Origin of the sequence: Lentzea terrae, from assembly GCF_003265345.1 — a bacterium.
Lineage (GTDB): Bacteria > Actinomycetota > Actinomycetes > Mycobacteriales > Pseudonocardiaceae > Lentzea > Lentzea terrae.
In genome coordinates, this window is the sequence record NZ_QFWW01000020.1 from 17,025 (window position 1) to 30,810 (window position 13,786).

The following is a 13,786-nucleotide window of genomic DNA, read 5'->3' on the forward strand; positions in this document are numbered from 1 at the left end:
TCGAGCAGCCTACGTGGCTGATCGCTTGAACTTCGCGCGTTCACCGCAGAACCTGATCGACGTGACGACCGAAATCGTGCGGCAGCAGGCGATCGCGCTGCTCGCCATCGCCCAGACCGGACTGCACTACACCGACAACGTCTTCGAACGCCAGCGGTTCGGCCAGGTCCGCGACGCCGCGATCACGCTCATGGCACTGGTCAGCGACGGCGACGCCGAAGCCGTGCGGCAGGCCGTGACCCTGGACCTCGGCCACGCCACCCCCAAGGTCGACGTGCGCGGCGCCGTGTTCGACGACGACGGCCGCGTTCTGCTGGTGCGCGAACGGTTCGACGGCCTCTGGACGTTGCCGGGCGGGTGGGGCGACGTGCTGGAGAGCCCGTCCGAAGCCGTCTGCCGCGAGGTCCGCGAGGAGTCGGGTCTCACCGTCGAAGCGGTCAAGCTGGTCGCCGTGCTGGACCGCGAGAAACACCCGCACACGCCACCGATGCCGTTCCACATCTACAAGTTCTTCTTCCTGTGCCGCAAGCTGGCCGACGGCGAGTTCGACCCCACCGAGACGTTGGAGGTCGGCTGGTTCGCACTCGACGCGCTACCACCGCTGTCGACCAGCCGGGTGCTGCCGTCCCAGCTCGAACTGCTCAACGCGCACCGCCTGAACCCCGGTCTGCCAACGGAGTTCGACTGACGCATTCGGAGTAAATGCTTACCCGGCAAGGCTCGTTGCCCTTGCTCCACCGCGGTCGGATACTGGGACTTCGACGGCAACTGCCATCACTGGGGGAATTCCATGACACGTCGTATTCGTGAGCCTGGAAAATTACGCGGACTTGCTCTCCTGACCGTCTTTTCGCTGACCGTGCCACTGGCGTTCACGACCACCGCCGCACAGGCCGAGCCTGCCAAACCCAACGCCGTCATCACCTGGAACCTCCACGCCCAGAACGCCATCCACGAGGTTGCGAAGCAGTCGCCCACCGCGGGCACGCGCAGCTTCGCCATCACGCAGGCCGCGGTGTACGACGCGGTCAACGCGATCGCCGGCGCCCCGTACCAGCCGTACCTGGTCGCCCCGCGCAGCCGGCCGGGCGACTCGCAACCGGCAGCCGTCGCCACCGCGGCCTACCGCACGCTCGAATGGCTCTTCCCCGCACAGGCCGACTCCTTGCGCAAGCAGTACGAGGAGTCGCTCGCCGCGATTCCCGACGGTCCCTCCGAACGCGGCGGCATCGCGGTCGGCCAGGCCGCGGCGACGGCAATGATCAACGCCCGCCGCGACGACGGTGCGTTCGGCGACGCCAAGTGGCCCGTCGGCACCGCCCCCGGCCAGTGGCGGCCGACCCCGCCCGGCTTTCTCCAGACCGGCGCCTGGTTCGCCACGCTGAAGCCGTTCGTCGTCGCACCCGGCCCCTACCGCACGCCTGGACCGCCGGCGTTGACCAGTGCCACCTGGGCCCGCGACTTCAACGAGCTCAAGGCGTTCGGCTCGGCCACCAGCACGACGCGCACGCCCGACCAGACCGATGCGGCGATCTGGTGGGACGACGCGCGGCTGGTGGAGTGGTCGATCAAGCGTCAGCTCGCCACGACCCACCGGCTCAGCACCCTGCAGACGGCCAGGATGTTCGCGATGGTGGACGTGATCACCGCCGACGCGCTCATCGCCTGCTACCAGGAGAAGAAGCGCTGGAGCTTCTGGCGTCCGGTGACAGCGGTGCCGCTCGCCGACACCGACGGCAACCCGGCCACCGTTGGCGACAAGGACTGGAACCCGCTGCGCACCAACGCACCGTCACCGGAATATCCGTCCGGCCACGCCTGCTTCACCACCGCCACGACGGCCGCGCTGCACAAGTTCTTCGGCCGCGACAACCTGACCTTCAGCGCCTACAGCGCCGACTCCGGCACCACCCGCCAGTACCACAGCCTGTCCCGGGCGCTGGCGGAACTGCTCGATGCCAGGGTCTGGGCCGGGGTGCACTACCGGTTCGCCACCAAGGACGGGAACCGGCTCGGCGCCGCCGTGGCTCGCGACGCGCTCGACCGCGCTTTCGGGCCGCGCGGCAACTGACCCCGCACCACCCGATCAGGTATTTGCCAACGTGCGAATGGCGGCAAAGCGCAGGTGGGCTTTGCCGTCCGCTGGCATGCTCGGTCCCGTGAAGTACGACAAGGACGCCATCGCCGCCTTCGCCGACGTGTTCGAGGCGGCCCGCGAGCAGATCGAGACGATCCGTTCGGACATGATGAAACCGGAGCTGAGCGGGGCCGAGTTCGGCGAGTCCTGGCACGACGAGGGCACGGAGTTCGTGCGGCAGTTCGAGCGGATCGAGCTCGACCTCGGCGACCTCGCCGACGTGCTCGAGCACATGCGCGACACGATGACCGAGTCGGCCGAGCACATGTCGAACACCGACGACACCTCGCGCGTGCGGCTGGACGCCGTCCAACAGCCCGGTACGGGGGTCACGGCATGAAGTTCACCGAGCCCGACGCCGTCGACGAGATGAAGCGAACGTTGCTCGACGCCAGTGGCACGGGCGAGTGCTCGGACGAGATCGGGCAGCCGCTGGATCACGGCGTCGACCGGCTGCTGCCGGAGTACGACGAGAAGCTGCAGCTGAAGCTGAACCCGACGCCCGGCGAGAAGCGCAAGGAGATCTGGGGCGTCCACTGGGGCAAGATCGAACGCGAGGCCGCCCGGCTGTCGGGGCTGGCAGCCGGTCTGGCCGACATCGCCCGCTGCGTGCGGGAGGGAGCGGACAAGATCCAGGACTCCTGGGAGGGTGACGCGGCGGAAGCCTTCCAGGGCCGGGCCAAGCAACTGGTCGCCCACCTGAGCGAGTACAGCGCCTCGCTGCAGCACGCGGCGAAGGCGGTCGAGGAGGCCATGCACAGGTCGCGCGAGCTCTACGGCGGCGAGAACGGCTACCGCAGGTTCTGCGAGGACCTCTTCGAGTTCAAGAGCGTGCCCAAGACGCACGAGATCCACCGCGTCGACGGCTCGACGATCGGCGCGATCCCGTTGTGCGGGTTCACCTGTCACGCCGAGGAACCTGGCCAAGCCCAGATCGCCGAGATCCCCCTCGGGTACGACATCAGCGAGTACGGCCGCCGGGCCATGGCGTCCGCATACGCCACCAACAAGATCCTCACCGAGAAGTGGTACCGCTGGTACGGCTGGGAGTGGGACGGCGCCAACCACGAGCAGGACATCAACACCGCGATGAAGGAGTCGCTGAACCAGGTCAGCCCGATCCCGGTGCTGATCAACCTCTGGTACACCGCGACAGAGGGCGTGAAGGCGACGATGTCCGAGAACTACCAGGCCGTGCTCGACCTGCTGGGGAAGCACACCGGCGCGGAGATGTTCCGCAAGCTGAAGCAGGACATGGGCGCGTGATCGACGACGCCGACCTGGCCCGCTTCCGCGCCCGCATCGCCGACGCGACCCAGCACGGGATGCGGTCGTTCGCGGCGTTGCGGGAACAGGCGACAGTGCTTGCCGCGCAAGGACGCGCGCCGGAGCAACGCGCGGAACGCCCCGCGCGCCGGCCTGTTCGCCGTCAGCCTGCGGAAGACGACGGCTACGAGGTTCGCCTCGAAGACAGTTGGTGATCGCCCGGCTGGTCGCGGACCAGCCGGGCGATCACGCCTGACGGTTACGAGGCGAGCGGGATGTCACCCCCGACGCCCCACGGTGTGGTGAACTGGCCGCGCACGTACCAGTTTCCTTCCCACGGCCGCCACACGGCGAGGTCGGTCACGCCATCACCGTTGTAGTCACCGGGAACCGGGATGTCCCCGCCGACTCCCCACTGTGTGGTGCTGATGCCGCGCACGTACCAGTTGCCCTCGGACGGCCGCCACACCGCGAGATCCGCGACGGCGTCACCGTTGTAGTCGCCCACGACAGGGATGTCACCGCCAACGCCCCACTGGGTCGTGCTGATCCCACGCACGTACCAGTTGCCTTCGGAGGGCCGCCACACCGCGAGATCCGTTGTGCCGTCGCCGTTGTAGTCAGCCGCGACGGGGATGTCGCCGCCAACGCCCCACGGCGTCGTGCTGATGCCACGGACGTACCAGTTGCCCTCGGACGGCCGCCACACGGCGAAGTCCGTTACACCATCACCGTTGTAGTCACCGGGAACCGGGATGTCGCCGCCAACTCCCCACTGGACCGTGCCGATGCCGCGCACGTACCAGTTGCCCTCGGAAGGACGCCACACCGCGAAGTCCGTCACGCCATCACCGTTGTAGTCGCCAGGAACCGGGATGTCCGCGCCGATGCCCCACGGCGTGGTGCTGATGCCACGCACGTACCAGTTGCCCTCCCACGGCCGCCAGACCGTCAGGTCCGTTGTGCCGTCACCGTTGTAGTCGCCTTCCGGTCCCCACTGGGTGAACAGCGAGTACAGCAGCCGGTTCGGTGAGCCGGCGCCGGGGTTGCCGACCACGCCGGGCGTCGAGTTGCGAACGATGGCGTCGTGCACTCGCGCGGCCGGGGCCGCCGGATGCCGTTGCAGGTACAGGGCTGCGACACCGGCCACGTGCGGGGTGGCCATCGACGTGCCGCTGATCGAGTTGGTCGCCGTGTCGCTGGTGCTCCAGGACGACGTGATGCCGACGCCAGGTGCGAACAGGTCGGTGCAGCCACCGAAGTTCGAGAACGACGCCCTGGCGTCGTCGGTGCCGGTGGCGTTCACCGTCAGGGCCTGCGCGACCCTGGCCGGCGACGTCTGGCAGGCGTCGGTGTTGGCGTTGGCCGAGGCCACGGCGTAGGTGATGCCGGACGCGATCGAGTTGCGGACTGCGGTGTCCAGCGGGTCGAACGCGCCACCGCCCAGGCTCATGTTCGCCACCGCCGGCTTGACCGCGTTGGCGGTCACCCAGTCCACTCCGCTGATCACACCGGCGAAGCTGCCGCTGCCGCCGCAGTTCAGCACCTTGACGGCGACCAGTCGCACCGCCTTCGCCACGCCGTGCTCCGCGCCACCGATGGTGCCCGCCACGTGCGTGCCGTGGCCGTGGCAGTCGGTGTTGTTGCCATCTCCTGTGGTGTTGGTGCCCCAGCTCGCGCGTCCGCCGAACGTCGTGTGGGACACCCGGATGCCGGTGTCGATCACGTAGGCGTGCACGCCTGCCGCGGTCGGCCCGTAGTGGTAGCGCTGGTCCAGCGGGAGGTTCCGCTGGTCGATCCGGTCCAGGCCCCACGACGGCGGGTTGACCTGGACGGCGTCCGCCTTGACGACGCCGTCCTGGTACACCGCCGCGACCCGTGGATCACGGGCCAGCGCCTTGGCGTTGGCCGCGTTGGCGTTGACCGCGAAGCCCTGCAACGCGTGCTGCCAGCTCGCGATCACCTTGCCGTTGTACTGCTTGGCCAGCGAGCCCGCGCTGGTCGCCGCCACGCCGTTGCGCAGGACGACCACGTACTGGTCCGCGATCGCCGTCCCCGCCGGTGCGGCGACGAAGACCCCTTCTGCCGCTGAAGCCGGTGCCACGGCGGTCGACAGCCCCGCCGCGGCCACCACGATCCCTACAAGCGCACGCCGTATGGCGCGTCTGCCCGAGGTGTTCACAAACGCCCCTCTCATCCGAGACAAGCCTTGTGCAGGCGCACGGTGCGCCCGACGAGGAGGTCGTCGCAGGAGAGGTTTCGTAACCGGGAAAAGCGGGTATCGGCCCAAATGACTCCGTCGGGACCAGCAGGCCGCCCGCTGGTCAGATCACGAGGTCGAGCAAGAGCGTGAAGATCAGTCCGGTCACGGCCAGGATCGTCTCCATGATCGACCAGGTCTTGATGTTCTGCCCCACGGTGAGCCCGAAGTAGCCCTTCACCAACCAGAAACCGGCGTCGTTGACGTGGGAGAAGAACAGCGAACCGGCACCGATCGCCAGCACCAGCAGCGAGGTCTCGCCGGGCGACAGGGTGGTCACCAGCGGGGCGAGGATGCCGGACGCGGTGACGGTGGCGACGGTCGCCGAGCCGGTCGCCAGGCGGATGAGCACCGCGACGAGCCACGCGAGCAGCAGCACCGACATGCCGCTGCCGGCCACCCAGTCGGCGATCAGCTTGCCGATCCCGGTGTCGATCAGCGTCTGCTTGAAGCCACCGCCGGCGGCGACGATCAGCAGGATGCCGGCGATGGGCGGCAGACCGTCCTCAATGGACTTGGCAACGGCTTTGAGGTCCATCTTCGCGCCGCGGCCGAGGGTGAACATCGCGACGATCACGGCGAGGAGCAGGGCGATCAGCGGTGCGCCGAGGAAGTCCAGCACGGTGCGCACGGTGTTGCCCTTGGCCAGGAAGATGTCGGCCAGCGCCTTGCCCATCATCAGCACCACGGGCAGCAGCACGGTGGCGAGCGTGACGGCGAACGTCGGGCGCGGCCGTTCGGTGTCCTCGCGCGTCTCGGTGTCGAACAGGTCAGGCGCGGGTACGTCGACCCAGCGGGCGGCGAAGCGGGCGAACAGCGGGCCCGCGATGGCGATGGTGGGCAGGGCGATCAGCACGCCCAGGCCGAGGGTGATGCCGAGGTCGGCCTTCAGTGCGGTGACCGCGACCAGCGGGCCGGGGTGCGGCGGCACCAGGCCGTGCATCGCCGACAGACCGGCCAGCGCCGGGATGCCCAGGCGGATCAACGACACCCCGGACCGGCGGGAGACCAGCAGGATCACCGGCATGATCAGCACCAGGCCGATCTCGAAGAACATCGGCAGGCCGATCAGCGCGCCGACCGCGGCCATGGCCCACGGCAGGGAGCGCGTGCTGGACCGACCGATGATCGTGTCCACAATGGAGTCCGCGCCACCGGAGTCGGCCAGCAGCTTGCCGAACATGGCGCCGAGCGCGATCAGGGTGCCCACACCGGCGGCGGTGTCGCCGAAACCCTTGGCGAACGACGCGATCGTCGCGTCCATGGGCAGGCCCGCGATCATCGCGACGAGCAGCGAGGAGATCGTCAGCCCGAGGAACGGGTGCACCCGGAACCGGGTGATCAGCAGGACCAGCAACGCGATGCCGACCAGTGCGGCCGGGATCAGCCGTCCGCTGGAGACGGCGGCGAGTGCGATGTTCACAGTTCCTCCACGGCGGCGTGCAGGTAGGCCTCGACGATCGAGTCGACGGGCTGGTCCAGGTCGATCGCGATCCCGTGCTCGTCGGGATCGAGCGGTTCGAGTGCGGCGTACTGGGTGGCGACCAGGCTGGCGGGCATGAAGTGCCCTGGTCGCCGGGCGACGCGCGAGCGCACCACGCCCTGGTCGCCGGCGAGGTGCACGAACCGCGTCGCAGGCGCGGCGGCGCGCAGCCGGTCGCGGTACTCGCGCTTGAGCGCCGAGCAGCTGACCACGCCACCGGTGGCCGCGTGCGTGGCGAGCCAGGTCCCGATCTCCGCCAGCCACGGGGCGCGGTCAGCGTCGTCGAGCGGGATGCCGGCCGCCATCTTGTCGATGTTGACCTGCGGGTGGAAGTCGTCGGCGTCGCCGAACGGGACGCGCAGCCGTTGGGCCAGGGCGGCGCCCACGGTCGTCTTGCCGGATCCGGACACGCCCATGACGGCGATGAGTTGCGGCACGGCCCCTCCGTTGGGGTGCTAACGCTGCTTAGTGCGCAACATCCTGGGTTAATAATCTGCTTTTTACAAGCCTCGTCCGTTATTCGTCAGGTCTTAATCGGTCATGTGGCCACAGGTGGGCAATCATGGGATGATTCGCGCTCGTGGTGGCCGAAGAGCAGCTCAAACGTGGTCTGCACGAGACCGTCCTTGATCATCTGGGCACCCAGCTGAGCTCGGGCGAGATCCCCGCGGGCGAGGTGCTGCGCATCGAGGAGCTGGCCCAGCGCTACGAGGTCGGCCGCTCGGTGATCCGCGAGGCCGTGCGCGTGCTCGAGTCCATGGGCATGCTGACCACGCGTCGGCGGGTCGGGGTGACCGTGGCCGAGCAGGCGGCCTGGAACGTGCTGGACCCGCGCATCATCCGGTGGCGGCTGGACGGTCCCGGCCGGCAGGCGCAGCTGACCTCACTGGGCGAGCTGCGCGCGGGCGTCGAACCGGTGGCCGCGGCGTTGGCCGCGCAACGGGCCACGCCGGAACAGTGCGGCGTGATGACCGGCGCGGTGATGGACATGGCCGTGCACGGCAAGACCGGCGACCTGGAGGCCTACCTCCAGGCCGACCTGGTGTTCCACCGGACGTTGCTGGCCGCGTCGGGCAACGAGATGCTCGCGGCGCTGTCCGGCGTGACCGATGAGGTGCTCATAGGGCGCACCCACCACGGCCTGATGCCGCACACCCCGAACCCGGTCGCCATCCGGCTGCACGCCGACGTCGCGCAGGCCATCCGGACCGGCGACTCAGCCGCGGCCGAGACCGCGATGCGCGAGATCATCACCGAGGCGACCGAGGCTCTCAACCACGACTGACGCCTGCTCGTTGTTGAGCCGCGGGTCGCACAGCGACGTGTAGCGGCGCACGAGCGCGTTCTCGTCCGGCACGTTTGCGCCAACGCACTCCGTCACGTCCTCCCCCGCGAGTTCGAGGTGCAGGCCTCCCGGCCACTGACCCAGCTCGCGCAGAGTCTCGTGGAACGCCACCGCCTCGCCGGTGATGTCCTGGAGATGCCGGGTCTTGAGGCCGGTGCTGGTGATCCTCGTGTTGGCGTGCATGGGATCGCACATCCAGACGACCGGGTGGCCCGCTGCTCGGACCGCGCGCACCAAGGGAGGCAACAAGGTGCGGACGTCGTGCGTGCCGAGCCGGCTGATCAACGTCAGCCTGCCCGGTTCCCGTTGCGGGTCGAGTCGCGCGCACAGGGCGACGACTTCTTCGGGGGTGGCCGCCGGACCGATCTTGCAGGCGACCGGGTTGGCGATGTTCGTGAGGAATTCGACGTGCGCGCCGTCGACGTCTCGGGTGCGCTCGCCGATCCACGGGAGGTGGGTGGACGCGAGATACCTGGTGCTTCCCTCGGTTCTGATGAGGGGCTCCTCGTAGTCCAGCAGCAAGGCCTCGTGGCTGACCCACATGCCGTTGTCCAACTCCGCCAGCACCGCGCGGGCCGTGTGATAGGCGGTGATCATCCGCCGGGCGTTCGGGATCCGTTGGACTGCAACGGGTTCCGGGCCGTTCACCGCTAGTCCGCGGAAGGTCGGCATGGTTCGGCCGTCGATCACTTCCGTCGGTTCGGAGCGCGGTTTGGCGAACTGGCCGGCCAGTCGGCCGATCACGACCACGGGCGCGTGCCTGATCTGCTTCGACAGCGCGCCGAGGACGGCGTCTTTGGCGCGTGCGCCTCGGCGGGCTGCTATGCCGAACGGTTCGGCGCAGTCACCGCCCTGCAAGACGTACGCCTTGCCCGCGGCGACTTCGGCGAGCGCGCGCTTCAGCACGCGAATGTCCTTCGGCGAGGTGAGCGGCGGGGCGCTCGCGAGTTGTTGCCTGGCACGGGTGAGCTCGCAGGAGTCGGGCCAGTCGGGCTGGTGCGTGGCACGTTTGGTGAATGTCCGTGCCGCCGTCATCCGGTGCTCCCTGCGTGCAGGACGCGCTGCACCAGTTCGTCGGCCGCGCCGAGATAATCCGTGGGGTCGCACAGGCTCTTCAGCGTCGCCGCGTCCAGCACGTCCGTCTCCTGTGCCAACGCTTCGGCGAGGTCTTCGCCACGTCCGGCGGCCATCGCGACCGCACGCATCGCCGCCGTCTTTCCGAGGTGCGGAGTCAGTTGCGCGGACAGCCGTTCGGCCACGATCGCCCCTCGGGTGATCTCCAGGTTGGCCCGCATCCGCTCGGCGTGCACGCGCAGACCGGTGACCAGTTCCACCGCCGTGTGCGCGGCGCCACCCGCCAGCCGCAGACACTCCCGGAGCGGTTGCCACTCCGCGTGCCACGTGCCGCCCGGCCGCTCGTCCTCGGCGAGCATGCAGTGGGCGAGGCTTGATGCGAGGCCCGGCACCTGCAGCGCCGCGGACCGGATGAGCGTGGCGAGACTGGGGTTCTGCTTCTGCGGCATCGCGGACGAGACCCCTTTGCCTGCGGCGGTCTGCTCGCTGAGCTCGCCGATCTCGGTGCGGCACAACGACTGCACGTCGACCGCGATCTTCCCGAGCGCCCCGGTGAGCAACGCGCACCACCCGGCGGTGTCGACGATCGGCGTGCGCAGCACGTGCCACGGCACCACGGGCTCGGCCAACCCCGTCTCGTCGGCGTAGGCGGTGATCAGGCTCGCGGCGTAGTCGGCGGGCAGCCGGCCGAAGTGCATGCGCGCGTGCTCCAGGTAGGCCGCCATGGTTCCGGCCGCCCCGCCGATCTGCACGGGCAGACCGCGCTGGGTGAGGTGCCGCGCCCGGACGTCCACGGTCCGCGTCAGGTGCAGCCACCCGGCCGCCTTCAGCCCGAACGTCGTCGGCACCGCATGCTGAGTGAGCGTCCGGCCCGCCATGACCGTTTGGCGATGTTCGTCAGCCAGGTCCTCCAGCGCGGCGCACACCTTGGCGAGGTCCTGTCTGATGTGGACGACCGCCTGCGTGATGACCAGGCAACACGCCGTGTCCAGCACGTCCTGACTGGTGGAGCCGCGGTGAACGTACTCGGCGGCAACCGGGTCCACGGCAGCCACGCGTGCCGTCAACTCCTCGACCACGGCCACAACCGGATTCGCCGCGCCCCGCGACCGCGCGGCGATCGCGGCGATGTCGAGGCTCCCGTCCGCGGCGACCTCGGTGATCACCTGGGCGGCGGCCGCGGGAACGGTGCCGACCCTGGCCTGAGCGCGGGCCAGTCCGGCCTCGGCCGCGCACATGGCCCGCAGCCACGCCTCGTCGGAGGTGAGCGCCTCCACCGGGGTCGTGGCGCGCACCGGTGACAGCAATCCTGTGTCACGCAAGGGGTATCTCCATCCTGGACTTCGCGGGCAGGCGATGCGCTCGTCCCGGGTCACACAACGGACATCTCCACCCTCGACTTCGCCGGCACGCACCGCGGACCGAGCACGGCCCGCGCGATGGCGTCCGCGTCACCCACGGTCGCCGACGCCGAGCAAGGCCGGATGCCCACCGCGGTCACCCAGTGCACCGACTCGGTCGGCACGCCCAGCGCGTAGAGCCCCTGGTGAGGCACTCCGTCGGCGGCGATCACCCTGGCCGGCCGGGGAGTCACGTCCAGTCCGCCCGTCTCCAGCACGCCGCCCTCGCCGTCCGGGACCCGGTGCGGTCGGCATCGGCCCGTCGAAAGCAGGCGGCGGAGCAGTTCGTCGTCGGTGGTGCGGACGTCGGGCGCCGGCATGCGCGCGTCGATCACCGTGCGGACGGGCAGCGGGTGCGGCATCAGGTCGGCGAGCGCGACGAAGGTGCCCGCGGCGTGGTCGGGTTCGGCTCGGGTGCCCGGGCCCAGGACGTCCAGCACGCCGGCGGAGATCAGCGCCGCCAGTTCCTCGATCCGTCGTGCGGGAGGGCCGATGGACAGGAACGCGTTGAGCGGGCTGAACCAGCGTTCCAGGTCGTCGCGGTGGGAACGGCCGTCGAGGCCGCCGTGGTCCACCACCGCGCGGATCTCGTTGCGCAGGTCGCGCAGGACGTCGAGCGCCGCCTTGACCGGGCCGCGCACGTTGCCCTCGGCCGCCCTGGCGACGTCCTCGCGCAGGTAGGTCAGCAGCCAGGGGCGGAAGTCCGCCAGTGAGTCGAACCGGTCCACGGGGTGTTCGAGCCGCGTCCAGTCCCAGCGCTGGGTGATGCCGTACTCGTCCAGCACCGCCTCGCCGTCCGTGCTCGATCGGTACCGCGCGGAGAACCTGGCCACCTCAAGAGGTTCGAGGCGTGCGGCCAGCGAGGTCGCGTAGTAGACGGTCTCGACCTCCTTCGCGATCAACGGCCACAGGTGGGCGCGGAAGTCGACCGGCGCGGACCGCAACGTCTGCACGACGTCTTCGGTCAGCACCGCGGGTCGGTGACGGCCGTGTGCGCCTTTCTGGTTCTCCCCTCTCGCGTGCAGCGGTACGCCTCGCCGCGACCCCGCGTACAACTGGGGCTCAAGACCGGACGGGTGGTAGCCGAGCACGCCGTCGCGACGCGCGAACCGTCCGCCTCTGCCGGTGGTCAGCGCGGCCAGGTGGTCGAAGAAGTTCAGGCCGAGCCCCAGCAGCAACGTGGGTTCGCCCGGCTCGATCGCGGTCAGGTCCGCGTCGGCGGGGTTGCCCGGCCGCACGTACCGCAGCCCGTGAGCTGCGGCGAACTCGCTGAACGAGCGCTCGCGGGCACCAGGGCGGGACGGCAGGTGCCCTTGCGCCAGCACGACCGCGGCAAGAGAGCTCAACACCTGCCCGTCGGCCAGCCGGACCGCGTCGTCAGTCACCTCGACCGCGCGCTGCCGGTGGTGGACGATCCGCACCCCGACCGGTGCGGTTCGGACTATCTCTCGCAGCGCCCACACGAGGTAATGCCCGTAGAACGCGCGGGTGGCGTAGGAGTCGGGTCCGAGGCGCCTGGCCTCGCTCCGGATCGCGTCGTTCCCGTCGACGAGGCTCGCGGTGGAGGCCACCGATCTCGACCACTCGTAAAGCGACGGGCCGCGGCGCACCGGACCCTCCATGGGCACGCTCTCATCAGCGAAAACCGTGACCTGCGAACACACCGTGTTCATCAGGAAATCACTCGACTGACGAGTGTTCCAGACAGCTCCACAACCGTGTTCCGCAGGATCCACCACATGCACCACGAGTTCGTCACCAAGAACGACCGGCGACCAATTAGCGCACATTCTTTCAATCACGGACAGACCTCTCGGACCCATCCCGATTACAGCCAAACTGTGTTTATCCAAAATGGATTTACCCAACTTCCAATACCGGCGAGCCGCCGATACTCCGCTGGCCGATGTTAGTTCGACGTGAAGTTAGCGCTCACAAGTTCGGTTGAACCCGCCTCTGCGTACGGCCGTATGAATCCGTATACGCGCTTTTCCGTCACGCCGAACGGAGCAGTCGCCGCGCAAAAGGAGGCATTCGGCCCGATGTCCGACGAAAAAGAGGGCGTCGTCATCAGCACACACCGGGTGATGCCCGGACGGATGGCGAGTTTCTCGACGTCGGTAAAGGGACTACTCAGCGCGGCATCCAGATCACAGGGCTATCTCGACGGCAGATTGGAGAAAGCATCGGGCGATTCGGCGACCTGGCTGGTCATCTGCTGGTTCGACAGCGCGGAGAGTGCCGCCGAGTGGGGCCGTTCGCGGTCGCACGCCACGTGGCGCGAGTACGTCGGACGCTTCGCCACCCGCGTCGAAGCGCCGCCGCGACCCGCCCAGGCACCATCGGGACCGCCGAGCCCGCCGCCGCGGTGGAAGACCGCGCTGGTGACGTTGATCGGCGTGTTCCCCGCGGTGCTGCTGGTCAACGTCACCGTCATCCCGCGGGTGACCGGGCTGCCGCTGCTGGCGCGCACGTTGATCCTGTGCGTCTGCGTGACGGGGCTGATGACCTGGGTGCTGATGCCGCAGGTGATGAAGGTGCTCGGCCCGTGGCTGCGCAAGGGCCCTGCGCCCGCCCCCGCACCGGCGCCCGCGGCAGCTCCCGTCCCCGTGCCGGCGCCCGCTCGTGCCACCGACCAGGCCACCCGACGCGACCAGGCCAACCGGCGCGACCAGGCCGGCCGACGCGACCAGCCCGTCCTGTCTGCCGCCGTCAACGCCCCCACCTCGACCTCGACCTCCCCCGGCCTCCGGCCACCACCACCCTGAGCAGCGCGGTCGCAGCACGCCGCCCCGGCGACCTTCCCCCAGCGTGCCGCCGA

13 protein-coding genes are annotated in these 13,786 nt (G+C 69.4%); 7 read left to right on the top strand and 6 right to left on the bottom strand.

Features of this window, described 5'->3' with window-relative positions:
- Positions 1-13: 13 nt before the first annotated feature.
- The 5 genes from DI276_RS22215 to DI276_RS22235 all read left to right on the top strand — a co-directional run bounded on the left by DI276_RS22215 (position 14) and on the right by DI276_RS22235 (position 3,618).
- Positions 14-688, top strand: a complete 675-nt coding sequence (locus DI276_RS22215; protein ID WP_232836826.1) for an NUDIX hydrolase — start codon at positions 14-16, stop codon at positions 686-688.
- 171 nt (positions 689-859) lie between these two features.
- Positions 860-2,071 carry a vanadium-dependent haloperoxidase gene (locus DI276_RS22220; RefSeq protein ID WP_198680818.1) on the top strand — a complete coding sequence of 404 codons (1,212 nt, stop codon included), beginning with the start codon at positions 860-862 and terminating at the stop codon, positions 2,069-2,071.
- A gap of 88 nt (positions 2,072-2,159) precedes the next feature.
- Positions 2,160-2,477 (top strand): WXG100 family type VII secretion target, encoded by a 318-nt coding sequence (locus tag DI276_RS22225; RefSeq protein ID WP_157984869.1) that lies wholly within the window; start codon positions 2,160-2,162, stop codon positions 2,475-2,477.
- Positions 2,474-3,403 carry a WXG100 family type VII secretion target gene (locus DI276_RS22230; protein WP_112266354.1) on the top strand — a complete coding sequence of 310 codons (930 nt, stop codon included), beginning with the start codon at positions 2,474-2,476 and terminating at the stop codon, positions 3,401-3,403. The genes DI276_RS22225 and DI276_RS22230 overlap by 4 nt, the downstream gene beginning before the upstream one ends.
- Positions 3,400-3,618, top strand: a complete 219-nt coding sequence (locus tag DI276_RS22235) for a hypothetical protein (RefSeq protein ID WP_112266356.1) — start codon at positions 3,400-3,402, stop codon at positions 3,616-3,618. The genes DI276_RS22230 and DI276_RS22235 overlap by 4 nt, the downstream gene beginning before the upstream one ends.
- A 44-nt stretch (positions 3,619-3,662) precedes the next feature.
- Here the strand turns inward: DI276_RS22235 and DI276_RS52275 are convergent, their stop codons facing one another.
- The 3 genes from DI276_RS52275 to DI276_RS22250 all read right to left on the bottom strand — a co-directional run bounded on the left by DI276_RS52275 (position 3,663) and on the right by DI276_RS22250 (position 7,583).
- Positions 3,663-5,534: a S8 family serine peptidase gene (locus DI276_RS52275; protein WP_232836827.1), complete on the bottom strand. Its 1,872-nt coding sequence runs from the start codon at positions 5,532-5,534 to the stop codon at positions 3,663-3,665.
- Positions 5,535-5,727: 193 nt separating this feature from the next.
- Positions 5,728-7,086, bottom strand: a complete 1,359-nt coding sequence (locus DI276_RS22245; RefSeq protein WP_112266360.1) for a GntT/GntP/DsdX family permease — start codon at positions 7,084-7,086, stop codon at positions 5,728-5,730.
- Positions 7,083-7,583 (bottom strand): gluconokinase, encoded by a 501-nt coding sequence (locus tag DI276_RS22250; RefSeq protein ID WP_232836828.1) that lies wholly within the window; start codon positions 7,581-7,583, stop codon positions 7,083-7,085. The genes DI276_RS22245 and DI276_RS22250 overlap by 4 nt, the downstream gene beginning before the upstream one ends.
- 143 nt (positions 7,584-7,726) lie before the next feature.
- On the opposite strand from DI276_RS22250, the gene DI276_RS22255 reads away from it, so the two are divergent.
- Positions 7,727-8,431, top strand: a complete 705-nt coding sequence (locus DI276_RS22255; RefSeq protein ID WP_232836829.1) for a FadR/GntR family transcriptional regulator — start codon at positions 7,727-7,729, stop codon at positions 8,429-8,431.
- Here the strand turns inward: DI276_RS22255 and DI276_RS22260 are convergent.
- From DI276_RS22260 to DI276_RS22270, 3 genes are read right to left on the bottom strand one after another with little or no spacing between them, the layout of a single operon-like run.
- Positions 8,363-9,526 carry a 3-deoxy-7-phosphoheptulonate synthase gene (locus DI276_RS22260; protein WP_112266362.1) on the bottom strand — a complete coding sequence of 388 codons (1,164 nt, stop codon included), beginning with the start codon at positions 9,524-9,526 and terminating at the stop codon, positions 8,363-8,365. The genes DI276_RS22255 and DI276_RS22260 overlap by 69 nt on opposite strands.
- Complete coding sequence (locus DI276_RS22265) at positions 9,523-10,887, bottom strand: class-II fumarase/aspartase family protein (RefSeq protein WP_232836830.1); 1,365 nt, start codon at positions 10,885-10,887, stop codon at positions 9,523-9,525. Before DI276_RS22265 ends, DI276_RS22260 begins: the two co-directional genes overlap by 4 nt.
- 50 nt (positions 10,888-10,937) lie before the next feature.
- The gene (locus DI276_RS22270) at positions 10,938-12,788 is read right to left on the bottom strand and encodes an FAD/NAD(P)-binding protein (RefSeq protein WP_112266364.1); all 1,851 of its coding nucleotides are present in this window, start codon (positions 12,786-12,788) and stop codon (positions 10,938-10,940) included.
- Between the two features lie 219 nt (positions 12,789-13,007).
- Between DI276_RS22270 and DI276_RS22275 the strand changes: the two genes are divergently transcribed.
- Complete coding sequence (locus tag DI276_RS22275; protein ID WP_157984870.1) at positions 13,008-13,733, top strand: hypothetical protein; 726 nt, start codon at positions 13,008-13,010, stop codon at positions 13,731-13,733.
- The last annotated feature ends 53 nt before the right edge of the window (positions 13,734-13,786 follow it).

What these genes read in the sequence shown, in the direction of transcription:
- DI276_RS22270 (WP_112266364.1), bottom strand. Translation starts at nt 12,788, where the DNA reads ATGGGTCCGAGAGGTCTGTCCGTGATTGAAAGAATGTGCGCTAATTGG.
- DI276_RS22260 (WP_112266362.1), bottom strand. Translation starts at nt 9,526, where the DNA reads ATGACGGCGGCACGGACATTCACCAAACGTGCCACGCACCAGCCCGAC.
- DI276_RS22230 (WP_112266354.1), top strand. Translation starts at nt 2,474, where the DNA reads ATGAAGTTCACCGAGCCCGACGCCGTCGACGAGATGAAGCGAACGTTG.
- DI276_RS22275 (WP_157984870.1), top strand. Translation starts at nt 13,008, where the DNA reads ATGTCCGACGAAAAAGAGGGCGTCGTCATCAGCACACACCGGGTGATG.